This window comes from Shewanella litorisediminis (assembly GCF_016834455.1).
Classification (GTDB): domain Bacteria; phylum Pseudomonadota; class Gammaproteobacteria; order Enterobacterales; family Shewanellaceae; genus Shewanella; species Shewanella litorisediminis.
Genome location: NZ_CP069213.1, coordinates 2,068,501 through 2,091,907 on the forward strand (window position 1 = coordinate 2,068,501; position 23,407 = coordinate 2,091,907).

At 49.9% G+C, this 23,407-nt stretch carries 25 protein-coding genes and 2 tRNA genes; 19 read left to right on the forward strand and 8 right to left on the reverse strand.

Annotation, left to right across the window (positions count from 1 at the left end):
* The first annotated feature begins 75 nt into the window (after positions 1-75).
* From JQC75_RS08995 to JQC75_RS09020, 6 genes are all read left to right on the forward strand, one after another.
* Complete coding sequence (locus tag JQC75_RS08995; RefSeq protein ID WP_203327034.1) at positions 76-312, forward strand: heavy-metal-associated domain-containing protein; 237 nt, start codon at positions 76-78, stop codon at positions 310-312.
* 80 nt (positions 313-392) lie between these two features.
* A complete protein-coding gene (locus tag JQC75_RS09000) occupies positions 393-1,082 on the forward strand; it encodes a VOC family protein (RefSeq protein WP_203327035.1) in 690 nt (229 codons plus the stop codon).
* Positions 1,075-1,842 (forward strand): SDR family NAD(P)-dependent oxidoreductase, encoded by a 768-nt coding sequence (locus tag JQC75_RS09005; protein WP_203327036.1) that lies wholly within the window; start codon positions 1,075-1,077, stop codon positions 1,840-1,842. The genes JQC75_RS09000 and JQC75_RS09005 overlap by 8 nt, the downstream gene beginning before the upstream one ends.
* A 43-nt stretch (positions 1,843-1,885) precedes the next feature.
* Positions 1,886-2,302, forward strand: a complete 417-nt coding sequence (locus JQC75_RS09010) for a GNAT family N-acetyltransferase (protein ID WP_203327037.1) — start codon at positions 1,886-1,888, stop codon at positions 2,300-2,302.
* A gap of 55 nt (positions 2,303-2,357) precedes the next feature.
* Positions 2,358-2,864 carry a GNAT family N-acetyltransferase gene (locus tag JQC75_RS09015; protein ID WP_239002123.1) on the forward strand — a complete coding sequence of 169 codons (507 nt, stop codon included), beginning with the start codon at positions 2,358-2,360 and terminating at the stop codon, positions 2,862-2,864.
* A gap of 144 nt (positions 2,865-3,008) precedes the next feature.
* Positions 3,009-4,409 carry a pyridoxal phosphate-dependent decarboxylase family protein gene (locus JQC75_RS09020; protein ID WP_203327038.1) on the forward strand — a complete coding sequence of 467 codons (1,401 nt, stop codon included), beginning with the start codon at positions 3,009-3,011 and terminating at the stop codon, positions 4,407-4,409.
* A gap of 343 nt (positions 4,410-4,752) precedes the next feature.
* On the opposite strand, the gene JQC75_RS09025 is transcribed toward JQC75_RS09020, so the two are convergent.
* A complete protein-coding gene (locus JQC75_RS09025; RefSeq protein WP_203327277.1) occupies positions 4,753-5,106 on the reverse strand; it encodes a hypothetical protein in 354 nt (117 codons plus the stop codon).
* Positions 5,107-5,260: 154 nt separating this feature from the next.
* On the opposite strand from JQC75_RS09025, the gene JQC75_RS09030 reads away from it, so the two are divergent.
* Complete coding sequence (locus tag JQC75_RS09030; protein ID WP_203327039.1) at positions 5,261-6,835, forward strand: DUF3369 domain-containing protein; 1,575 nt, start codon at positions 5,261-5,263, stop codon at positions 6,833-6,835.
* A gap of 2 nt (positions 6,836-6,837) precedes the next feature.
* On the opposite strand, the gene JQC75_RS09035 is transcribed toward JQC75_RS09030, so the two are convergent.
* Positions 6,838-7,257 (reverse strand): hypothetical protein, encoded by a 420-nt coding sequence (locus JQC75_RS09035; RefSeq protein ID WP_203327040.1) that lies wholly within the window; start codon positions 7,255-7,257, stop codon positions 6,838-6,840.
* A gap of 296 nt (positions 7,258-7,553) precedes the next feature.
* Here JQC75_RS09035 and ccoN point away from each other — a divergent pair, with 296 nt between their 5' ends.
* The 11 genes from ccoN (at position 7,554) to ttcA (ending at position 17,519) form a co-directional block, all read left to right on the forward strand.
* The gene (gene ccoN / locus JQC75_RS09040) at positions 7,554-8,990 is read left to right on the forward strand and encodes a cytochrome-c oxidase, cbb3-type subunit I (protein WP_203327041.1); all 1,437 of its coding nucleotides are present in this window, start codon (positions 7,554-7,556) and stop codon (positions 8,988-8,990) included.
* A 12-nt stretch (positions 8,991-9,002) separates the two neighbouring features.
* Positions 9,003-9,629, forward strand: a complete 627-nt coding sequence (gene ccoO / locus JQC75_RS09045; protein ID WP_203327042.1) for a cytochrome-c oxidase, cbb3-type subunit II — start codon at positions 9,003-9,005, stop codon at positions 9,627-9,629.
* Positions 9,630-9,641: 12 nt separating this feature from the next.
* Positions 9,642-9,815, forward strand: coding sequence for a cbb3-type cytochrome oxidase subunit 3 (locus JQC75_RS09050; protein WP_203327043.1), 174 nt, complete (start codon positions 9,642-9,644; stop codon positions 9,813-9,815).
* Between the two features lie 5 nt (positions 9,816-9,820).
* The gene (ccoP, locus tag JQC75_RS09055; protein WP_203327182.1) at positions 9,821-10,792 is read left to right on the forward strand and encodes a cytochrome-c oxidase, cbb3-type subunit III; all 972 of its coding nucleotides are present in this window, start codon (positions 9,821-9,823) and stop codon (positions 10,790-10,792) included.
* Between the two features lie 112 nt (positions 10,793-10,904).
* On the forward strand, positions 10,905-11,384 hold the full coding sequence (locus JQC75_RS09060; RefSeq protein ID WP_203327044.1) for a FixH family protein: 480 nt from the start codon (positions 10,905-10,907) through the stop codon (positions 11,382-11,384).
* A 7-nt stretch (positions 11,385-11,391) separates the two neighbouring features.
* Positions 11,392-13,779, forward strand: coding sequence for a heavy metal translocating P-type ATPase (locus JQC75_RS09065; protein WP_203327045.1), 2,388 nt, complete (start codon positions 11,392-11,394; stop codon positions 13,777-13,779).
* Positions 13,776-13,973, forward strand: coding sequence for a cbb3-type cytochrome oxidase assembly protein CcoS (ccoS, locus tag JQC75_RS09070; RefSeq protein WP_203327046.1), 198 nt, complete (start codon positions 13,776-13,778; stop codon positions 13,971-13,973). The genes JQC75_RS09065 and ccoS overlap by 4 nt, the downstream gene beginning before the upstream one ends.
* Positions 13,973-14,665, forward strand: coding sequence for a sulfite exporter TauE/SafE family protein (locus JQC75_RS09075; RefSeq protein WP_203327047.1), 693 nt, complete (start codon positions 13,973-13,975; stop codon positions 14,663-14,665). Before ccoS ends, JQC75_RS09075 begins: the two co-directional genes overlap by 1 nt.
* 56 nt (positions 14,666-14,721) lie before the next feature.
* A complete protein-coding gene (etrA, locus tag JQC75_RS09080; protein ID WP_203327048.1) occupies positions 14,722-15,474 on the forward strand; it encodes an electron transport transcriptional regulator EtrA in 753 nt (250 codons plus the stop codon).
* An 84-nt stretch (positions 15,475-15,558) separates the two neighbouring features.
* The gene (gene uspE, locus JQC75_RS09085; RefSeq protein WP_203327049.1) at positions 15,559-16,491 is read left to right on the forward strand and encodes a universal stress protein UspE; all 933 of its coding nucleotides are present in this window, start codon (positions 15,559-15,561) and stop codon (positions 16,489-16,491) included.
* 68 nt (positions 16,492-16,559) lie between these two features.
* On the forward strand, positions 16,560-17,519 hold the full coding sequence (gene ttcA / locus JQC75_RS09090; protein WP_203327050.1) for a tRNA 2-thiocytidine(32) synthetase TtcA: 960 nt from the start codon (positions 16,560-16,562) through the stop codon (positions 17,517-17,519).
* Positions 17,520-17,609: 90 nt separating this feature from the next.
* On the opposite strand, the gene JQC75_RS09095 is transcribed toward ttcA, so the two are convergent.
* Positions 17,610-18,206, reverse strand: a complete 597-nt coding sequence (locus JQC75_RS09095; RefSeq protein WP_203327051.1) for a DUF2987 domain-containing protein — start codon at positions 18,204-18,206, stop codon at positions 17,610-17,612.
* Positions 18,148-19,071 carry a glucosaminidase domain-containing protein gene (locus JQC75_RS09100; RefSeq protein ID WP_203327052.1) on the reverse strand — a complete coding sequence of 308 codons (924 nt, stop codon included), beginning with the start codon at positions 19,069-19,071 and terminating at the stop codon, positions 18,148-18,150. The genes JQC75_RS09095 and JQC75_RS09100 overlap by 59 nt, the downstream gene beginning before the upstream one ends.
* Before the next feature lie 170 nt (positions 19,072-19,241).
* On the opposite strand from JQC75_RS09100, the gene yvcK reads away from it, so the two are divergent.
* Complete coding sequence (gene yvcK / locus JQC75_RS09105) at positions 19,242-20,150, forward strand: uridine diphosphate-N-acetylglucosamine-binding protein YvcK (RefSeq protein ID WP_203327053.1); 909 nt, start codon at positions 19,242-19,244, stop codon at positions 20,148-20,150.
* 83 nt (positions 20,151-20,233) lie between these two features.
* Here yvcK and JQC75_RS09110 read toward each other — a convergent pair whose 3' ends face one another.
* The 4 genes from JQC75_RS09110 to JQC75_RS09125 all read right to left on the reverse strand — a co-directional run bounded on the left by JQC75_RS09110 (position 20,234) and on the right by JQC75_RS09125 (position 23,378).
* On the reverse strand, positions 20,234-21,427 hold the full coding sequence (locus JQC75_RS09110; protein WP_203327054.1) for an amino acid aminotransferase: 1,194 nt from the start codon (positions 21,425-21,427) through the stop codon (positions 20,234-20,236).
* Between the two features lie 183 nt (positions 21,428-21,610).
* Positions 21,611-21,684: transfer RNA gene (locus JQC75_RS09115), tRNA-Cys, on the reverse strand.
* 21 nt (positions 21,685-21,705) lie between these two features.
* Positions 21,706-21,781, reverse strand: a tRNA-Gly gene (locus tag JQC75_RS09120).
* Positions 21,782-21,938: 157 nt separating this feature from the next.
* Positions 21,939-23,378, reverse strand: coding sequence for a glyceraldehyde-3-phosphate dehydrogenase (locus tag JQC75_RS09125; protein ID WP_203327055.1), 1,440 nt, complete (start codon positions 23,376-23,378; stop codon positions 21,939-21,941).
* Positions 23,379-23,407: the final 29 nt, after the last annotated feature.

The window sequence follows — 23,407 nt, forward strand, 5'->3', positions numbered from 1 at the left end:
TTTTTTCGAGCCTATTGACATTGCCATCGTGGCAACATTTATCGTGTGGCTCAGATTCACAACAGGAGATCTAAAATGATTGAATTTAATGTAGAAAACATGACCTGCGGACATTGTGCCGGCGTGGTGAACAAAGCCATTATGCAGCTGCAGTCTGATGCCAAGGTTGAAGTCGACTTAATGGCAAAGAAGATAAAAGTATCCAGCGGTCTGACTTCAGACGAAATTATCGAGGCATTGGAAGAGGCCGGCTATCCCGCGAGTGAAGTGAAAGCCACTTGCTGCAATCCTCAGAACTCTTGCCATGCATGATTTGAGTGGCCACTCCCGCAGTGGCCATTATTTTGTGCGTTGGACCCGGTGCAGATAATAGCAGGTGCAGAGCAGGGCAGATGGCCTTTGGTTTTACTCATTTACCTGCATGTATAGATGCGGTTGCTTATAAGGGCGCTGCTGACTATATGAATTGTATGGAAAAGTTTATGCTAAAGCGTTTTGAAGAAGAAGCGGTAGAATTTTACCAAAACACGATTTTTGAATTGGAAAAGCTTGGCATCAGTATCGAACCGATGACGTTAAGCCACCTTGCATTCAGAACCCAATCAACATTGGATTATTTGAGAATGCGGGAATACCTGGAATCCCATGCCATTGCCAATGTTGAAAACTATTGGAATGGTCGACCTATATCAAAAATTCTGCTTAAAGAACCTCTTCGTCTGTCCTATAAAACAAAAGTTCAGTTAATCGAGCTGATCCCTCCACCACATCAGCGAGTTTATCCACTAGGTTTTGAACACTTAGGGATAGTTCTAGGCGAAGAACTGGAAAGTTTTGCCAATAAGCACCAATCGGTAATGACGGGGAGACAATTTCAAAGTGACGTTTGTCGGCCATATTACATTCGATTTGATAGCTATCACCACGTTAAGTTCTACCAATATTCTTTGCAACATGTGTGTGAATTAGAGGGAAAGAGTTTCGAGCATTTCGAGCGTGTTGAGGCGTCAGTCTATCGTTGGCACAGCTCCCCTTATCCAAACACCCATGGTTATTCAAGCTTGGAGCGTTACCTTGACTGAGCAATCGTTTCTCGGGAAAACCGTGTTGGTAACCGCTGTCACTGGTAATGTAGGTGAGAGCATAGCCGAATATTTCCTGCAGCACGGCGCCAATGTCATGTTGAGCTTCAGACGAAATGAAAAGGTTGCTTCAGCGCTTTATGTCAGACTGAAGAAATTAAGCCCCCATGTTTCACTCTGTCAATGTGATTTGACCTGTGAGTTCCAGATCCGCTTTTTGATTGAAAGTACAATAGGGCGGTTTGGTGGTTTGAATGCTGTCGTGAATGCCGCAGGCAGTTATCCTACGCACTCTCTCTTGTCTATGAGCTACCATGACTGGAACTCAGTTATGGATGACAACCTGAACAGCGCATTTCTACTATTACAACACAGTGCCAATCAAATGCGAAAAACAGGCGGAGGCAGCATTATTAACATTGCCTCGTTATCCGCAACGTTTCCCAGTCGAGAGCAATCCCATTACTCCAGTGCCAAGGCCGCACTGGTTATGCTCACCAAAGCGGCGGCGATAGAATTGGCGCCGCACAACATCAGAGTAAATGCCATAAGTCCTGGGTTAGTTTATCGTGATGGTATTGAGGAAGCGTGGCCTGAAGGAGTTAAACGTTGGTCTAAAAATTGTCCTCTTCACAGACTCGTTCGCCCAATCGATATCGCCAAAACCGCCCTGTTTTTAAGTTCAATGGACGCAGATTTTATTACGGGACAGAACTACATTGTCGATGGCGGTGTGTCAGCGGTGAATCCCGGGGCTTAAGATCAAAATGGTAGCAAAACTTATTTAACGCGAGGCTAATTATATGAGCTTGGAAATCATTAATGACAAGAATGTGGAAATATTCGACGCTCTTGTAAAAGGAGTCAGAGAGTATAATGCCGAAATACTCGGCGCTGAAGAGTCTCAACCCTTAACCGTTGTCGCCAGAGATGATGCCGGCAACCTGATTGCCGGTGTATCAGGGCGAACGATTTATCAATGTTTTCTCATTGATGTGGTATGGGTTCACAAGGGATACAGGGGCAGCGGGCTTGGAAGGAAAGTCATGGAACTTGCTGAAAAACAAGCGATACAGAGGGGATGTCATTCTGCCCAGGTTGATACTTTGTCATTTCAGGGGCCGGTGTTCTACGGAAAGCTTGGTTTTAAGGTAGTTGGAACAGTCGAGGATTTCCCTGCTGGCCACGAGCGGTACTTTTTACAAAAACATTATGTTTGAAGAAAAATCCGTGGGGTAGGTGAGTGCGGTTTAGCTAATTAATTCCGGAGGTCTGATGATGTTGGTAAGCGAAACAGAACGCCTGGTTATCAGGCAGTTCGAGTATGAAGATGCCCCTTTTGTTTTGCGTTTATTAAATGAAGAGTCATTTATCAGCTACATAGCCGATAAAAATGTCCGTACCCTTGCCGATGCAGAGCACTATCTTGAAAATGGTCCCATGTCCAGTTATCAGGCTTATGGATTTGGGCTCAATATAGTGTGTTTAAGGGGCTGTAAAACACCTATCGGTATGTGTGGTATTTTGAAAAGAAAAGAGCTGGCGCATCCTGACCTGGGGTATGCATTTTCACCAGAGTTTTGGGGTAGAGGCTATGCCTTAGAGGCCGCCAAGTCTGTTTTGATGACAGAGATGGCCAAATATGCACTGGACACTGTTCTGGCTGTTACATTACCTCATAATATGAGCTCAAACAAATTGCTGATTAATGCAGGTTTTAAAAAGAAGGGAAGCATGGAGCTGTATGGATTCGAAAATAACCTGTACGAGTATAACCTTTGAACGTGCTTGCACTCAGTATTAATTTACTGATGAAGTGGATTAAACCAACATTTGTATCTTATTCTTGGTTATATATTGATACCTGAATATTCAGGTAATGGATAAATTTAAGCGACTTCATACTTACAATGTTGGGGTAAAATAGTGGAAGAATATAACAACGAAAAACAGCTTCTTGCCGCCAATATTTTTAAGCTCGCCGCTCATTTTGGAGAGGAATATATATCCGGTATAGCTCAGCGAGCAGTTGGTCCTGGTAAGTCTGAACTCGATGCGTTGAAACATTTCAATACCGAACTGCCCATAACAGGGGCTAATCCATTTGAGGTGGTAAAGACACTACATCAGTTCGGTTCACCTGCAACAATGGCGACTACCGGTGGCCGTTTTTTTGGCCTTGTGGTTGGGGGCGTGACTCCTGCAGCTTTGGGGGCATCGGTATTAACGGCAGCCTGGGACCAGGTTGCCATAGTCGAAGCCACAGCACCTTCGGCGATTTATTTGGAGAGGCTTGCCGGCAACTGGCTGTTGCAGCTCTTTAGATTACCGAGCGATTGCAGTGTGGGATTTACTACCGGCACTACAGTTTCAAACCTGGTGTGTTTAGCCGCCGCCAGAAACGAACTCTACGCCAGGCTGGGGTTCGATTTAGCCGAAGATGGGCTCAGTGGCGTTCCGCCACTTAAAGTCCTGGTATCTGAGCAATCCCATGTGACCGTATTTAAAGCCCTGTCTATCCTGGGTATTGGTAATAGCCAAATCCAGCGACTTCCCTGTGACCTTCAGGGACGCATCAATCCTGCAGGATTCTCCGAAGTTGATGAAAGCACCATAGTCTGCTTGCAGGCTGGTAATGTGAATTCCGGTTCCTTTGATCAATTTGATGTCATAGTGCCTCATATTCGCGCAAAGGGCGGCTGGGTGCATGTAGACGGCGCGTTTGGATTATGGGCTGCGGCATCTCCTGACAAGCATCATTTGATCAAGGGCGTGGAACTTGCAGACTCCTGGGCTGTAGATGCACATAAATGGTTGAATACTCCTTATGATTGCGGCATCGCCATCTGCCGCCATGCACAGTCTGTTCATAATGTTATGACTACCCAAGCACCTTATCTGACGCCCAATGTTTGCGTCCCGCCAAAAGATATGGTGCCGGAGTTTTCAAGACGGGCCAGGGGCGTTGAAGTATGGGCTGCCATACAGGAAATGGGTAAAGAAGGGATAAGAGATTTAATCAATCGCTGTTGTGACCATGCAAAGGTACTTTCCGAGGGACTGAAGAGAATAGGGTTTGAGATACTAAACGATGTGGTACTGAATCAGGTCGTCGCCACCATAGGCACAGATGAAGACATAGCCGATATTACCCGAATGGTTCTGGAACAGGGCATTTGCTGGTTTGGCACAACCTACTGGCAGGGCAAAACCGCAATCCGACTGAGCGTTGCATCATGGATGACCACCTCGGATGATATTCATTTAACTCTGGACGCGATAGAAATGGCCACTCATGCGGTGCTCGCCGGAAAGCAGCCACAGTAGAGTGTATTCGCAAGCAATAGCGGTTGGCATAGTTGACCGTTACGGTCACAACACACAATAAACATGATTTAACATAATATACATTGTGCGCATTTAGATGTGAGACTGTTTGTGTGCTTTGGTTCTCAGCACGATTATCCCTGCTATATTTACGATGCTGATCGCGCCCAGTTTACCGGCAGTAACGATAAATCTTCGCGAAGCTTTATTCATATCAAGGGCTAGCAGGTCTTTTCTCGCCACCGACATCACTCGAATACATCTGACCGCCAACTGACGTGCTTGGCGTTGTATCAGGGCTACAATAGCAAGCTTACAATTCTCTCGCTAATGCACGCGTTCATCAGACCTTATGGACCGGTTCCGTTTTATCAGCCAGAGTCTTGCAATCATTGCAGCAATTGCTGCATTCGTTGACAAAAGACATCGGGACTCCAGCCAGAGGTTCACCTGATGCAATTCCAGTGGCACTCGATGTGTCATGCGGCAGCATTTTATTAAAAGTCTCACCGTTCTTGGTGCTCAAAACTGCTTTTTTGCTGCATCCCACTCGCTGTTTGCAGGCCCACAGACAAAGCTGCCAAAGCTGCTGTTTGCTGTCTGCATCGAGACACTGGATGTCTGCCGCACACACTTGCCCTTCGTAGATAAGCTTCGCCAAAACGGAGACCGGAATTCCGATATTTACGAGTTTCATGCTACCCCCTTAAACAGCAAACTACATCAAATGAGAATAGTTATCATATACGGATTTTGACCCGCTGTTAACGTAAAAAATCCACTGGCATGAAATACTTGATCTACACTCAAAAGGAACAAATCTACCCGCGTTTTTAGCTTGAGGCCTGCGAATGCTCATTGATATGGCAAAGAAAAGTCCCTTGTTTTCGGGCAAAAAAAAGGTTGAGTCGGAGGAATCAGGACCAGCATGGAAGATCCTGATCGTCGATGATGAACCCGATGTCCATACGGTGACCAAACTCGCCCTATCGAGATTTAAGTTGGAAGGACGCTCTCTTGCGTTCATCAACGCCTACAGCGGCGAACAGGCTAAGGAAATCCTGAACAGCGAAAGCGATGTTGCTGTGGCCTTTATAGACGTAGTGATGGAAAGCGACCACGCAGGCTTGGAGTTGGTCCGCTGGATACGTGAAGAGCTTAAAAACCGCACTATGCGGATAGTGCTCAGAACCGGCCAACCCGGACAGGCGCCCGAAGAGGACGTTATCGTTAATTACGATATCAACGACTACAAGGCCAAGGCCGAACTCGACTCCCGTAAGCTCGTGACCAGCGTCTATTCCTCACTGCGTTCTTACCGGGACATTATGGAGATTGAACAGTCACGTCAGGTGCAATTTAAGCATCGTAAAGGACTAGAGCGGGTGCTTGAAGCCACGTCTGGATTGTTCGAACTCAGAACGCTGCACAAGTTTGCCGATGGCTTATTGACTCAGGTCGCGAGCCTTTTGAATCTCGACACTGAAACCTTACTGCTGTCCTGCAATGCCATGGATGCCATCAGCGGCAAAATTGGCGCTCACGATCTCGAGATCCTGGCAGGAACAGGACAATTTGCTGCACACCACGACAGAGCCCTCGCGCCCAATATCCTCGCACTGCTTAAAGAGGCCTTATCCCAAAAACGTTGTTTGTATGAGCAAAATTGCTTTGTGGGATACTTCCCCACCAAGAGCGGCTTAATCAATCTGCTGTATATGGACGGTATCGACAAGATAAGCGACCTTGATAAGCAACTGATCGATATCTTTGCCATCAATGTGGGCGTTGCGTTTGAGAACCTGCTGTTGAACCAGGAGGTAGAAGACACCCAGTCAGAGCTAATTTTGCGCTTGGGTGATGTGGTGGAAAGTCGCTCGAAGGAAGCGGCCAATCACGTGAAGCGCATGGCGGCCTATTGCCATGACCTTGCGCTCCTTGCAGGGCTTGCGGATCATGAGGCGGACTTATTGAAGCGGGCGGCTCCCATGCATGACATTGGAAAAATCGCCATTCCCGATGCGGTGCTGCTTAAACCCGGAAAACTCGATACGGACGAGTGGCAAATAATGCGTCAGCATCCAGTGATAGGCCATCAGATCCTGGCCAACTCAGAGCGCCCTATTTTAAATGCGGCGGCTACCATTTCGTTGCAACACCACGAGAAGTTTGACGGCAGCGGCTACCCTGCTGGTCTTCGAGGTGATGACATTCATATTTATGCACGCATAGTGGCGATAGCAGATGTATTTGATGCTTTATCCCATGCCCGTTGCTACAAAGAAGCTTGGCCACTGGACAAGGTGCTGGAAGAAATGAAAAATTGCTCCGGAACCCATTTCGATCCAGTTTTGCTGCAACTCTTTATCGACAATATACAGAACTTCGTTGCCATCAAAGAGTGCTGGAAAGACAGCGGCGAATGATTTCAGCCATTATCGGCGAGAAAATCAAACCAGATTTGCTGAGGCAGCCCTGCTTCCGTGGTAACGCTGAGCCAAAGCCGCCATACCATATAATCACTCGAACAACTGCCGTACACCGCGGTGGCATTAAAGGTGTTTTCATCGGTTTGTTGCCACTTTAATGGGATGACGCCCATAAACATGTCTCGGCCTTCGATTCGGCTTGAGGTTATCTCTATTTTTTGAGTGCTTTTCAGTTTGAATTTCAGCGGTTTTTCACTGGGAGCGCTCGCCGGACTCAAACTCAGTGTGATGATATTTTCACCAATGGAATGTTGGCATTCCCCGGCGTGAAAATCACACAATCCCTGTTCTTTCATCGCCCTTTGCGGGGAAATTTGATTCTGATCACATCCCGACAGGAAAATCAGGGCAAAAAGCACGCTTTTGAATGCGGGATTACGTACGCCTAGCACAATAAATCACCTTATGCTGCAAGATGTTAACATTCTATTGTTCCGGTTGATCCAGATCAACAAACCCATGGCCATCCCGGTATCTTTTTTGACACAGCTCAAGTATCATTGCAAAGCCTTGCGATTGGTAACAATTCCGCGGGCACAGGCATTGACAGCCAGTGTAGAGCCCGATAGGGAACATGCTGAATGTCATTTTAAAAAACCGGTAGAGCTCGTCTTTACTCACATTACAAGTAAAAGTAATAAGCAGTGGAAGCACTATGATGAACCATTCCCAGCCACACGGCGCTGATTACAATTACACTGTCGTGCGCCAATTCGCCTTAACCACAGTTCTGTGGGGCATTGTTGGTATGTCCGTCGGTGTACTGATTGCGGCTCAGTTAATCTGGCCCCAACTGAACTTCGATACCCCTTGGTTAACCTACAGCCGCTTGCGGCCATTACACACCAATGCGGTGATCTTCGCGTTCGGTACCTCAGCGCTTTTCGCCACCTCCTACTATGTTGTTCAACGTACTTGTCAAACCCGTCTGTTTGCGCCAGCTTTGGCGTCATTCACCTTCTGGGGTTGGCAAGCCATCATTCTGGCTGCCGCCATCACTCTGCCACTGGGTATCACCAGCGGTAAAGAATATGCAGAGCTGGAATGGCCAATCGACATCGCTATCGCCGTTGTGTGGGTTAGCTACGCGATTGTATTCTTCGGTACCATTGTTAAGCGCAAGACTTCGCACATTTATGTAGCGAACTGGTTCTTCGGTGCCTTCATCATCACAGTAGCTGTGCTGCACATTGTAAACTCCATGGCTGTGCCTGTTAGCCTGTGGAAGTCTTACTCTATATACGCCGGTGCGGTAGATGCCATGGTGCAATGGTGGTACGGCCACAATGCCGTGGGCTTCCTGCTGACCGCTGGCTTCCTGGGTATGATGTATTACTTCGTGCCTAAGCAAGCCGGTCGTCCGGTTTACTCTTACCGTCTGTCAATCGTGCACTTCTGGGCACTGATTGCACTGTACATCTGGGCCGGTCCTCACCACCTGCACTACACTGCCCTGCCCGACTGGACTCAGTCTCTGGGTATGGTGATGTCACTGATCCTGTTCGCACCTTCCTGGGGCGGTATGATCAACGGCATCATGACCCTGTCAGGCGCCTGGCACAAACTGCGCACTGACCCGGTACTGCGCTTCCTGGTGGTATCTCTGTCCTTCTACGGTATGTCTACCTTCGAAGGTCCTATGATGGCCATCAAGACAGTAAACGCGCTGTCTCACTACACTGACTGGACCGTTGGTCACGTACACTCAGGTGCTCTGGGTTGGGTTGCCATGGTATCTATCGGTTCTCTGTATCACCTGATCCCTAACCTGTTTGGTCACGGCCGCATGTACTCTACCTCTCTGGTGAACGTGCACTTCTGGCTGGCAACTATCGGTACTGTACTGTACATCGTTGCTATGTGGATCTCTGGTGTGATGCAAGGTCTGATGTGGCGTGCAGTGAACTCTGACGGCACCCTGACCTACAGCTTCGTAGAAAGTCTGGAAGCCTCATATCCGTTCTACTTCGTACGCTTCCTGGGCGGCTGCTTCTTCGTAACCGGTATGCTGATCATGGCTTACAACGTATTCCGCACTGTTAAGGCACCTAAAGATTCACTGCCTGAACTGTCAGAAGCCAAAGCTGCATAAGGAGTAGACACGATGAAATTCAACCATGAATTAATTGAGAAAAACATCGGTTTGCTCGGTATCTTCACCGTGCTGGTGATCAGCATCGGTGGTCTGGTGCAAATCACGCCACTGCTGTTCCAGAAAGATACCACCGAGCCAGTGAAAGGCCTGCGCCCCTACACTGCACTCGAGCTCGAAGGCCGTGACATCTATATCCGTGAAGGTTGCTACAACTGCCACAGCCAGATGATCCGTCCCCTGCGTGCTGAAACTGAACGTTATGGCCACTACTCTGTTGCCGGTGAATCAGTATGGGATCATCCCTTCCAGTGGGGCTCCAAGCGTACTGGTCCAGACCTGGCCCGTGTAGGCGGTCGTTACAGCGATAAATGGCACGAAGTTCACCTGATTGATCCTCGCGCCGTGGTTCCTCAGTCCAACATGCCTGCTTTCCCTTGGCTAGCCGACAACAAGCTTGATGGCCAGCATACAGCCCGCAAGATGACCATTTTGCGTGATATGCACAAGGGCGAGAACAACGGCAAAGACCTGTACAGCGATGAAGAAATTGCCAACGCTCAGAAAGCCGTAGAAGGCAAAACTGAGATGGAAGCCATTATCGCTTACCTGCAGTCTTTGGGGCATGCACTCAAATAAGGAGGTAACTATATGGATTACGGCACATTACACGGGATAGTAACCGTTGTTGTAATGCTGACCTTCGTCGGTATATTTGCTTGGGCTTATAGCTCCCGTCGCAAAAAGAGTTTCGACGAGGCGGCTAACCTTGTGTTTTCCGATGAGGAAACCAAGGGAATGAAGGACTCAGGAGAGCAAAAATAATGTTGATGAGTAACTTCTGGAGTATGTGGATTAGCATACTCACTATCCTGGTGATCGTAGGCTGCTTCGTGCTGCTGAAAATCTGTTCCAAGAACACGACGCCTGATATTAAAGAAGGCGAATCAATGGGTCATAGCTTCGACGGTATCGAAGAGCTGAACAACCCGCTGCCAAAGTGGTGGAGCTACATGTTCTACATCACTATCGTGTTCGGTGTGATTTACCTGGCTCTGTATCCAGGTCTGGGGAACTTCAAAGGTTTCCTGGGTTGGAGCAGCTCTAACCAGAGCATTGGTACTGAGCAAGGTATCAAGGCCGACTCTAAAGCAGCCATCGAAAATGCTGCCAAAGACGGTCGCTGGGTTCAGTATGATGTCGAAGTGAAAAGTGCCGACGACAAATACGGTCACATTTTTAAAGAATACGCGGCAACCCCATTGGAAGAGCTGGTGAAAAACCCAGAAGCCTTGAAAGTGGGTGGTCGTCTGTTCCTGCAAAACTGTGCCCAGTGTCACGGCTCTGATGCTCGAGGCAGCACAGGCTTCCCTGACCTGACCGATGCCGATTGGCTCTATGGTGGTGACCTGGCTACTATCAAGGCCAGCATCATGAACGGTCGCCGTGGCATGATGCCACCAAAGGGTGGCTTGCCTATCGACGACAGTGAGATCCCAGGCCTGGCTGAGTATGTTGTCAGTCTCTCGGGCGGTGACCACGATGCCGCACTGGCCGCTCAAGGTCAGGGCTCGTTCATGAAAGGCTGTTTTGCCTGTCACGGTATGGACGGCAAAGGCAACAAATTCATGGGTGCCCCAGATCTGACTGACACTGTTTGGTTATACGGCGGTAGCCGCGGCAAGATTGAAGAGTCAATCAAGTTCGGTCGTACCGGCGTAATGCCAGCATGGAAAGATGTACTGGGCGAAGAAAAAGTCCATGTCATCACTGCCTACGTTTATAGCTTGTCCAACAAGTAATTAACGTCAGTAAAATCAAGGCCCCGAGATAACATCGGGGCCTTTTTTTAAGTGATAACTCAGACATTAAACGATAGAATATCGCTAACGAAACGACCTTTGGTATTACACAATGAATAAGCAGCAAGCCTGGTATAAGCAGTTTTGGCCCTGGTTTTTAATTATCCTTCCCATGTGTGCAGTTATCGCAAGTTTTACCACCCTGAAAATTGCCATGGATAACTCAGATTCGTTGGTAGCCGAGGAATATTACAAAAAGGGCAAGGCCATCAATATGGACCTGTCCAAAATTCAGTATGCACGCCAGATTGGTATGCAGTTTTTGGTTTCAGTCAAAGACGGTGCCATCACCCTCGAACAGCATGGTGGACCCGCCTATGACGCGGCGCTGAATACCAACTTTTATCACCCCACCCTTGCTGAACGCGATTTTGCGGGCATGGTAACCCAGGATGCCGCCAAACTTTATCGCATCACGCCGTCCCAGCCTATTTCAGGCTTTTGGGAAGTCCGCATTGAGAGTTTTGATGGCAAATGGCGCCTGCAAAAGCGCCTTGAGCTCACTGAAGGCATAGAACACTGGCTGAATTGAGTCGTCTATGACCACCATTTCCTGTTTTCACTGTAATGAACCTGTCCTGACCGGTAATCGCTTTATCACCCGAATCGATAATGTCGATCAGATGATGTGTTGCCCTGGATGTCAGGCAGTCTCTCAGGCGATTGTCGACGCCGGCCTGCTCTCCTATTACAAGTACCGCACCGAGCCCGGTAATCGTCAAACGGCACTGGTACCCGATAGCCTCAACCATTTCAGCGCCTATGACCTGCCAGAAGTACAACAGGACTTTGTGCAGGGGCGTGATGGCCGTGAGGAAGTGACCCTCAGTATCGATGGCATCACCTGTGCGGCCTGCGCCTGGCTGATTGAGCATAAGCTGCAAAAGCTTGAAGGCATTGAACGCATTCAGGTGAACTCCACCACTCAGCGCGCTTTTATCCGTTGGAAACCGGGGCTGGTTAAGCTGAGCGATATTCTGTCTGCTATCGGTAGCATTGGCTATAGCGCGGCACCTTTTCAACTGGACGACCAGGAAGTCGTCAGCAAGCGCAACAGCCGCCGTTTCCTGTTGAGACTGGGACTTGCGGGTTTTGCCACCATGCAGGTGATGATGTTCGCGCTGGCGCTTTATGCCGGCTACTTTACCGACCTGGAAACCGAGTACCGCGACTATTTTCGCTGGGTAAGCATGATTTTCGCCGCCCCCGTCGTGTTTTACTCCGCGCAGCCATTTTATTTCAGCGCCATACGCGCCATCCTGGGTGGCAAGCTCAATATGGACGTCTCAGTGTCCATTGCCATTTGCGGCGCTTACATAGCAAGCTGCGTTGCCACCATCAATGGTACCGGCGAGGTCTATTTCGAGTCGGTGTCCATGTTCACCTTCTTTTTGCTTCTTGGCCGCTATTTCGAGCAAAATGCCCGCCAAAAGGCATCGGTCAGCTCAAGTAACCTGCACAAGCTGGTGCCGCTGACGGCATCGTTAGTGACTGAGAATGGCATAGAAGAAATCCCTGCCAAGAAACTCCAGGTCGGCAACATCATTCTGGTCAGCCCCGGGGACGTGATTGCGGCCGATGGTAAAATAATCAGCGGTATCTCCGGCATCAACGAGTCCATGCTCACCGGTGAGCAGTTGCCTGTATCCAAGGCACCCGGCGCAGAGGTGTTTGCAGGCACCATCAATCTTGAACAGCCCATTAAGGTTGAAGTCACCGCCATCGGCCAGGACCAATTGGTTGCTGAAATCATCCGCCTCCAGGAAATGGCCTCCAATGCCAAGCCGGCAATTGCCCTTACCGCAGATAAACTTGCCCGTTACTTCTCGGCTACCATATTGACCATTGCCGCCATCACTTATGTGGTATGGCGCCAGATTTCTCCGGAAGATGCTTTTTGGGTGACACTATCCGTGTTGGTTGCCACCTGCCCCTGTGCCCTCGCCCTTGCCACGCCCACAGCAGTGACCTGCGCCACCGGGCTCTTTACCCGCCTCGGGATCATTTCCCGCCATGGCGCCGTCTTTGAAAAGTTGCCCAGAATAAAGACCGTGGTATTTGATAAAACCGGCACCCTCACCTGCGGCAACTTCAGTTTTGGCGACATCCGGTTGTTCGACAACATAGATAAGGCCCGAGCCCTCAACCTCGCATCCGCATTGGAACAGGGCTCTTTACACCCCATCGCCCGGTTATTCGCAAGAATGCCCACATCACTCGAAGTCCAGGGCCAGCATCATGTGGTGGGATTAGGTGTTGAAGGAACAATCGACGGCAAGCACTACCGGATTGGCAGTGCCGAATATCTTAATATTGCCAAAGACGACATGCAGTCAGGCCAGTGGGTGTACCTGGGCGATGACACAGGCCTGCTTGCCGCGTTTGAGATCCAGGATAAGCTCAGGGACGATGCCAGAGACACCATCAAGGCCTTGAAAGCCAAAAACATCGAACTGCAGATTGCCAGCGGTGATACCTCGGCCCACCTGCAACACGTCGCATCGACTCTCGGTATCGATAAGGTAAGTGGCGGCCTCAAACCCAAAGGAAAGCTCGAGCTTGTCGAGTCCCTTCGACGCCCTGACACTCTTGTTGCCATGTTTGGTGATGGGATTAATGATGCGCCGGTGCTCGCCGGTGCCGACCTTTCAGTGGCAATGGGCAGTGGCAGCGCCATCGCCAAAAACAGTGCCGATCTGATTTTACTCGGTGATCATCTGCACCGTTTTGTTGAAGCCATGAACATCGCATGTAAAACAAATCGTATCATCAGGCAGAATCTTGCCTGGGCATTGGGGTACAATCTGTTGATACTGCCACTTGCAGTGACCGGACATGTGGTTCCCTATATCGCCGCCATAGGCATGTCTGCCAGCTCGCTGATCGTAGTGGGTAACAGCTTGAGATTACTGAGGTTAAAACCGTGAGCATCATCTACATTCTCATTCCCATTGCGATGCTGTTTGTGCTCATTGCGGTTGGTGTCTTCTTTTGGGCCGTTCGAACAGAACAGTTTGATGACCTTGACCGGCAGGGGGCGTCCATTTTGTTTGAAGAAGATACACCCGCCACTCGCGGCGACGCAGCGGCTTCACGCACTGAGCCAACGGATAAACCTTAATGGATTACAGCCTCTCCGGCGCCTTTTTAGTGGGCTTGATGGGCGGTGTCCACTGTTTTGGCATGTGCGGTGGCCTGCTCGGCGCCTTTTCCAGCCAAATTCCAGCGCCTTCCCGGCATGAAAATCCCCTTTCCCACCGCCTCGGCTTTTTATTGGCATACAACGGGGGCCGCATCGCAAGTTACACCCTCGCCGGCGCCATTGCAGGTGGTGCCACAGGCGGGTTAAGCCTGCTGTTTGACGCAGGGCATCTGACCCTTTCTCTTCGATTTTTCGCCGGTATCATGATGATACTGCTTGGACTTTACGTGGCGAAACTTTGGTCCGGTGTCGTTTATATTGAGCAGCTTGGGAAAGGTCTGTGGCGCCTTATTCAACCTTTGGGAAAGCGATTGCTTCCCATAGATACCCGTGCCAAAGCGGTTCTTGCAGGCAGCGTATGGGGTTGGTTACCCTGTGGTCTTGTTTACTCCACACTGACCTGGTCCGTCGCCAGTGCAAATCCCATTGATGGCGCGCTTATCATGCTGTTTTTTGGCTTGGGTACCTTACCGGCACTGCTGAGCGTTGGGGTGGCAGCCAAGTCACTGATGGGGTGGTTACAGCGACGAACCGTTCGCTGGTTCTCCGGGGCGCTACTCGTAGCCTTTGGGGTACAAACCTTATATATTGGTGTCGCCCAGCTTGGCTAGCCCGGCGGGTGCAATTAAGTTAACATGTAGTTAATCAACAGGTTTGGGAACGAATAATGCCAATCGATCAAAATAAACATCGCCGCCCCGCCGCCACTGGTTGCACCATTCACTGTCACGATTGCAGCATGGGCACCCTGTGTATTCCCTTCACGCTCAACGCCAACGAATTGGATCAATTGGATAATATTATTGAGCGTAAAAAGCCCATTCAGAAAGGCGAGCAAATTTTTAAGTCCGGCGACTCACTTAAATCACTCTACGCCATTCGTTCCGGCACCATTAAAAGCTACACCATCACCGAACAAGGCGACGAGCAGATTACCGGTTTCCACCTGGCTGGCGATGTTATCGGTTTTGACGGCATCCACGCCAATACCCACCAAAGTTTTGCCCAGGCGCTGGAAACTTCCATGGTATGTGAAATTCCCTTCAATACACTGGATGAGCTCTCAGGCACCATGCCCAAACTGCGCCAGCAAATTATGCGTTTAATGAGCAACGAAATTATGTCGGATCAGGAGATGATCCTGCTCCTCAGTAAGAAGAATGCTGAAGAGCGTTTGGCGGCTTTTATCGCTAACCTGGCGACCCGTTATGCCAACCGCGGCTTTTCTCAGCGTGAGTTCCGCTTAACCATGACCCGCGGTGACATCGGCAATTATCTGGGCTTAACAGTAGAAACCATCAGCCGTTTATTGGGTCGATTCCAGAAGTCCGAGCTTATCGAAGTCAAAGGCAAGTACATCACCATCATTGACTTTGCGGGGCTGAACGGGCTCGCAGGAAATGCCCGTATCGCGAGATAAAAGCAAGTCATTGATCTAAAGCAATGCAGCATAGCCTGTCCGGTTCATTATGGTAGATGAATGACAGCTACTCAGGAGGCCGCCATGAAGGAATATAAAAAGTTACTGGTCGTTGTTGACCCTACCAAAGATAAGCAACCTGCACTGGAGCGCGCCGTCGCGCTTGCCGAAAAGAATCAGGCCTCTATCACCGTTTTCCTGTCTATCTTCGATTTTTCCTACGAGATGACATCCATCCTGTCCGCCCATGAGCGTGAAGCCATGCGTAAGGGTGTTATCGATCAGCGCGTAGCCTGGCTTGGTGATTTGATAGCCCCCTTCACACGCAATGGGATGGAAATCCAAACTCAGGTGGTGTGGCACAACCGCCCGTTCGAAAGCATCATCAATCATGCCATTGAAGGTAACTTCGACCTGATTGTGAAAGGCACTCACGAGCATGACAAACTCAAAGCCGTGATCTTCACCCCCACTGACTGGCACCTGATGCGTAAAGCCCCTGTTCCCGTGTTGTTGGTCAAGGAACATGATTGGCCAGTCGGCGGTAGAATCCTGTGTGCGGTGAACGTGGCAACAGAAGATCCAGAGCATCAGGCACTGAACGGCAAAGTCATCGAATACGCCCAAAGCCTGGCGGCGCAGTTCGATGCCAAGGTCCATTTGGTCAACGGCTATCCGGGCACGCCGGTTAACCTCGCGATAGAGCTGCCGGACTTTGACGCACACAGCTATAACGAATCCATTCGCATGCAGCACGAGCAGCGGGTGCAATATCTGGCTTCCAGCTACGAGATCCCCATCGAGGCATGCCATGTCAAAGAAGGCTTGCCCGAAGACGTGATCCCCGAGCTTGCAGTTGAGCTTGATGCGGAGTTAGTCATTCTGGGAACGGTGGGCCGCACCGGACTTTCCGCCGCGCTTATCGGCAACACCGCTGAGCACGTAATTGACAGTCTGAATTGCGACTTACTCGCCATCAAACCCGATGGATATAAATCGCCGCTTCAGGAAGGCTAACGCTTTACCCTAAGCCGCTAAGCTGGAATAATACGCGCCCTGAAACCTAGGTTACCGGGCGCTTTTTTATGTCAGATGTAGTGCAAGACGAACTTTCCAAAAAACAAACTACCCGCCTCAATAAACTTCAAAAACGGCTGCGCCGCGAAGTAGGCAGCGCTATTGCTGATTACAACATGATTGAAGAAGGCGACAGAGTCATGTGCTGTCTGTCCGGTGGCAAGGACAGCTATGCCATGCTGGATATTCTCATCAATCTGCAGCAACGTGCCCCCGTTTCTTTTGAAATTGTGGCCGTTAACCTGGACCAGAAGCAGCCGGGTTTTCCTGAGCATGTCTTGCCTGCCTACCTTGAAACCCTGGGCGTGCCTTTTCATATTCTGGAGAAAGACACTTACTCCATCGTTAAAGACAAAATACCGGAAGGCAAAACCACTTGTTCTTTGTGTTCACGCCTGCGTCGAGGCACGCTCTATGGCTTTGCCCAGCGGATTGGTGCCACCAAAATCGCACTGGGGCATCACAGGGATGACATTATCGAAACCCTGTTCCTGAACATGTTCTATGGCGGCAAAATGAAAGCCATGCCGCCCAAGCTCCTCTCGGACGACGGTGCCAACGTGGTGATCCGCCCCCTCGCCTATTGCCGCGAAAAGGACATAGCAGAATACGCAGAGCTCAAACAGTTCCCCATCATTCCCTGCAACCTCTGTGGTTCACAGGAAAATCTTAAGCGCGCCGCGGTAAAAGATATGCTCAAGCAATGGGATCGTCAGCACCCAGGTCGCATTGAAACCATCTTTACCGCCATGCAGAATACTGCGCCTTCTCAGGGCGTAGACCGCGAGCAGTTCGACTTTGTCTCTCTGAAGCAGGATCCGAATGCTGAGTTTCGTGGGGATGTGGCAGAAGCGGACTTACCCGCATTTGACTTTATGGACACTGCCAACAGTGGCCACATCAACCTGGACGAAGCAAGCAAGCGTCAGGGAACACGCATCGATGTGGTGTCGACATTCACCCCCTGATGCCTGCAGGTCACTCAAGACCGACAGTAAAGACATAGTCAAAAACAAAAAGCCCGCATTAAGCGGGCTTTTTGGTAACCTTTATTCGCGCTATTTGGATTGACTGTACCAGGGGCTGACAATGAGTGGAGCTTCTGAAAAACCCAGTTGTGTAATTCGAGCAAGCTCTTCGGTTGTAACAATAAACTCCTTTTGAAGCAGTTTTTCGCTGCCATCAAGTGTGGCAAGCTTGCCCTCTTGGGAGAACTCAAAACGTATGCCATCAGACTCCCTTGCGAAATACTTCATTGGGAAGCCTTGTAACGATGCCTGTAAGCTGTCCATTTCGGATTTCAGTTCAGCAAGCGCTTCCCCCGAATACTGAGCGCGAGGAACCCGCTCCCTGACCTGGAGGCTGAGTCCGCAACGCGATGCATCACCATCGGTTTCTATGTTAACCAGCGCTCTTGCCAGCTTTAAATCGTCATCAAAAGGTACAAACAAGCGCTGATCATCGGTTATGGTGAGCGGGAAACGCTTGGAGTCTGTGGTGATTTCACCCTTTACTATCGTGCAGCCCGGCGTCATAGGCACAGAAAAGGTCAGTTCGGTTTGGGGAAAGTCACCCTTTTTGACCAGTTTTAATCTGTCATGAAATCCGCTGTACTCCAGAGAGACGGTACTGGCTAACGCCGGTACCGACAGCATCAGACTGGACAGCAGACAAAGTTTGATTGTCGGATTCATCTTGGGATTCCAGATAGGCTTTATTGTGCCGCAGCATTTGCAGCAATTCATCGACGTAGGCCTCACGTCGTTCGGAATAGTTAATCAAACCATACACCAGGGCATCTGCCGCAGGCTCTATTCCCTTGGCTCGCTGCTCTGCTCGAATGGCGCGAAATAGTTTGTAGGCCGAATGCGTGTTCAGATTATTGATGTAAGAGGCGATGGCATCTTCAACGGTGTTAAACACCGTGACTTCATGATTCATATCCTGCGCTCTGGCAGAAGGAACCATGCCACAACCTTTGGTGTAACACCATTGCCCGAAAAGATTCAGCCCTTCGCGGGCAAAACGGGAACTGCCCCATCCACTCTCGTTGGCAGCCTGCACCAACACCAGTGATTCAGGGACTATATCAATGCGTTTCAGCAGGCCATGTGCCAGCTGCCTGGATTGGGCTGCGCTGTTTTCCGGGATTTGCTCAGCATCAAGCAGGCCATATTCGACGCCCAAGGAGGATAATCGTTGCAGTTCCTTGTTGGAAAGTGCTTTTCCCGAGTCCAATTTCAACAAGATCTCGGAAACGAAACGTCTTTTTTTGAGCGTCGCTTGGTTGATATCCTGCACTATGGGGCGTAAAAACTCGAAAAACGCACTCTTTTTATCTGCAACGTCGGAATAGGCATCGAAATCAGGCAATCGTGTAGTCTGTGAAAGCGTTGGTAATACTCTCAAAGACTTACCTTTTACTTCCAGTTCCGGGATCAGGCTGACTCTCAACAGCAGAATCACCACGAAGCAGAGTGCGAAAGCGAGGATAAGTGTTGATATTTTACCGGTTTTCAAATAGTTACTCTCACTGTGACTGCGAGTTTGGTGTCGCGGACAAAATTATATGTGATCCTGTTCCCATCGCAAAATTTATGACTGTATAATCTCAGCGGTTTACCTAAACTGTATGGCGTATGTAACCGACAAGGGCTGTCGGTGTTGTAAGTGCATCAAGGAAGCTGAATATGGACATATTGCAATTCAATGAATATCGAAAGGTCGTTGCCATCGGTGGTGGACATGGCCTTGGGCGAGTGCTTTCGAGTCTTTCTTTTCTTGGTCCCAAATTGACCGGCATAGTGGCAACCACAGACAACGGTGGTTCAACGGGTCGTCTGCGCGCTCAACATGATTGCATCGCCTGGGGCGATTTGCGCAACTGCCTGTCACAGCTGGCAGACCGTCCTTCCGTCGGGTCTCTTTTGTTTGAGTATCGCTTTGAAGGTGAGACCGAACTCGGAGGCCATAATCTCGGTAACCTTATCCTTTATGCGCTAGATAGGCTTTGCGTTCGTCCGTTGGATGCGGTAAATCTCATTCGCGGCATGCTTAAAATCGAGTGCAAACTCATCCCCATGTCTGAGCAACCCACTCATTTAGTGGCGCTGGAGGCCTGCGGGAACCGCGTATTTGGTGAATTGGACGTGGATAAGCTCGAGAGCCACCCCATAGCACTGTCTCTGGAGCCCATGGTTGAACCTACCCATGAGGCGTGCCTCGCCATAGAAGAAGCGGATTTAATTGTACTTGGGCCCGGGAGCTTTTTGACCTCTACCCTGCCAGCGCTGCTGCTGCCAAAAATTGCAGAATCAATCCGCCGTGCCAAAGCCAAGGTCATTTTAATAGATAACCTCACTGCCGAAGTTTCTGCCGCAGCAAACCATTTAACCTTGAATGAGCGTATTGAATGGTGTCATCAGTTGATAGGCAAACCCATCATCGAGCGGGTTTTATGCCATGCAGAGCAGGAGTTCACTGATGGGATTTGTCATTATCAGCCGCTACGCAGCAAGCATCATCAAGGATTGCATGATACCCAGGCACTCGCCAAAGCCATCATGGCACCTCTGGGTCGTAAGCGCCTGATTGCCTGAAAGCGCATCGCCTGGCAAAACGTTATGCCCCTCACATAAGCAAAAAAGGCTGCACAGGGCAGCCTTTTTGTATTTATACCAACTTACAGTACTGCGGCAATGGCGCTGCAGATAACAGGCATGTTGGTTTTGGTCATGCCGGCAACACTGATTCGGCCAGAGCCTACTATGTATACACCATACTCAGTTTTGAGTGTTTCTACCTGCGCCTTGTTAAGCCCGGAGAAACTGAACATTCCCATTTGACGGCTGATGAACGAAAAATCCTGTGATACGCCGGCTGCAGCCAGGCTCTCAACAAATAAGGTTCGCATCTGGGCAATACGTTCGCGCATTTCTGCCAGCTCTTGCTCCCATGCAGCTTTAAGCTCAGGACGGCTAAGAATGGTGCTCACAATCAACGCACCGTGGGCCGGCGGGTTGGAATAATTTGCGCGAATGGTACGTTTGATTTGGCTGAATGAGACTTTCGCTTCTTCCGCTGTGGCGGCAACCAGGGTGACAGCGCCAATACGCTCATTGTAAAGACCGAAGTTTTTCGAGAAGGAGTTGGCGATAAGCAGCTCCGGCACCATGGACGCGACCAAACGCAGCCCTTCTGCATCTTCTTCAATGCCACGGCCAAAACCCTGGTAGGCAAAGTCGAACAGAGGAACCAAGCCTTTGGCTGCACAAAGTTCCCCAACCTGTTGCCATTGTGCCAGAGTCAAATCTATTCCGGTTGGGTTATGGCAGCAGCCATGGAGCAACACCAGGTCACCTTGCTCAGCGGCGGCAAGGGAGGTCAGCATGGCGTCAAAATCAATATCATGGTTGGCTGCATCATAGTAGCCGTATTCTTTTACACTGAGGCCAGCTGTTTCAAAAATGTTTTGGTGGTTGGCCCAGGTTGGGTTGCTGACCCAAATTACACGGCTTTGGGTATTACGGACCACAAATTCAGCCGCGACACGCAGCGCGCCGGTTCCACCGGGAGCCTGGGCAGTCACGGCCCGGCCGTCGTCAGTCACCGTGTGGGACGCACCAAACAGCAGCTCCTGCACAACCTTGTTGTACAGGGCAACGCCTTCAATACCCAGGTAGTTTTTGGTGCTCTCTTCGGCGAGCAGGATAGCCTCAGCCTGCTTAACCGATTTCAACACCGGCGTCTGCCCTGCCTCATCTTTATAGATCCCAACCCCAAGATTGACTTTATCGGTCCGGGGATCGGCCTTGAAGGCATCGGTCAGACCTAAAATCGGATCGGCGGGTGCGGGTACAACCTGGGAAAATATCATGGGATCTATCCTTTAGAATGGAGGTAATGAAAACCGCATAGTTATAGCATTGCTGCTTAGCGTAATGTAGCGTTGGCTAAAGATTCTCGATGAAAATCTTTAATAGATGAATATTCATCAAATAATGCGTAAGAAGTGTGACGAAACGAGATTTGCTTTGAGGGGTATTCTGTGACTTTAAAGTGGAGGCGCGACCCGGAGTCGAACCGAGATCGACGGATTTGCAATCCGCAGCATAGCCATTCTGCCATCGCGCCTTAACAGGTCCCTTGAGAAGCTGGAGCGACATATCGGGTTCGAACCGATGACCTATACCTTGGCAAGGTATCGCTCTACCAACTGAGCTAATGTCGCGTCTCTTCGGGGTGACGGTCATCCCGTCAGCGAGATGCATTCTACCTTTTTACCCCCCTCAGTCAATGGCTTTTTTATTCTGGGCAGTCCATGTGCTGCATTATTGTGCTAAGCATAAAAAAGCCCGGCAATGCCGGGCTTTTTGTGTGCCTTGTCTTTATTCAGACAGGGGCAGAGACAGGTGGTTAAGCCCGAGCATTTTCTGCATCACACCCACTACCTGGCAGCTGTAACCAAACTCGTTGTCATACCACACGTACAGAATCGCACGCTTACCATCAGCGATAGTGGCCTGTGAGTCCACTACGCCAGCGTAACGGGAACCCACCAGATCGCTTGATACGATTTCAGTAGAGTTGGTGAAATCGATTTGATTTTGCAGCGGTGAATGCAGCGCCACGTCCAGCAGGTAGTCGTTGATGTCGTCTTTGCTGGTTTCGCTGTTCAAATTCAGGCTCAGAATGGCCATAGACACGTTTGGCGTTGGTACGCGAATGGCGTTACCGGTCAAACGACCTGCCAGTACCGGCAGCGCCTTGGCAACGGCCTTGGCAGCACCGGTTTCAGTGATAACCATGTTCAACGGCGCGCTGCGACCACGGCGATCGGCCTTGTGGTAGTTATCGATAAGATTCTGGTCATTGGTATACGAGTGGATGGTTTCCACGTGACCGTTTTCAATACCGTACTTGTCGTTGATAGCCTTCAGCACAGGGGTGATGGCGTTGGTGGTACAGGATGCGGCGGATACGATAGTGTCTTCATCGAGAATATCGTTATCGTTAACACCAAATACGATGTTCTTGATGTTGCCTTTGGCAGGAGCTGTCAGCAGTACCTTGGCAGCGCCGGGACTCTTCAGGTGCAGACCCAGACCGGATTCATCTTTCCATACGCCCGTATTATCGACAACCAGTGCATTTTTAATACCGTACTTGGTGTAATCCACTTCTTCCGGGCCATTGGCATAGATGATTTGGATGTAGGTACCGTTGGCAATCAACGCGTTGTTTTCTTCGTCGATTTCCACGGAACCATTGAAAGGACCATGTACTGAATCACGACGCAGCAGGCTGGCACGCTTTTCGAGGTCGCCGGCACGGCCACCACGGATAACGATGGCGCGCAGACGCAGCTTATTGCTGCGACCGGTGCGTTCAATCAAAAGGCGCGCCAACAAGCGGCCAATACGACCGAAACCATAAAGCACCACGTCTCTTGGTTCTACTTCATCAGCATGATCGATGGCGCTGGCCAATTCAGAAGCCATGTAGGCCTCGATTTCACTGGCATCGCTGTGGTTGCGCCAGTAATTGACGGCCAATTTGCCGATATCCACTTTACACTGCTTGACTGCCAGTTTGCTCAGCGCCTCAATAAAGGGGAAGCTTTCGCGCAGACGCAGTTTGTCACCCACGTGGCGACGCACCAGACGGTGAGCCTTGATGATATCGATGGTAGAGGCGTTCAGCAAAGGCTTGCCATAGACAACAACTTCTACACCTTGGTTGCGATACAGTTTACCCAGCAGAGGTTGCATAGCCTCGGCCAGTTCAAATCTTTCTTGCCAGCTTTGCAGGTGTTTATCAGCACTCATGTACAGGTCCTTTATCTCACTTTTCTATA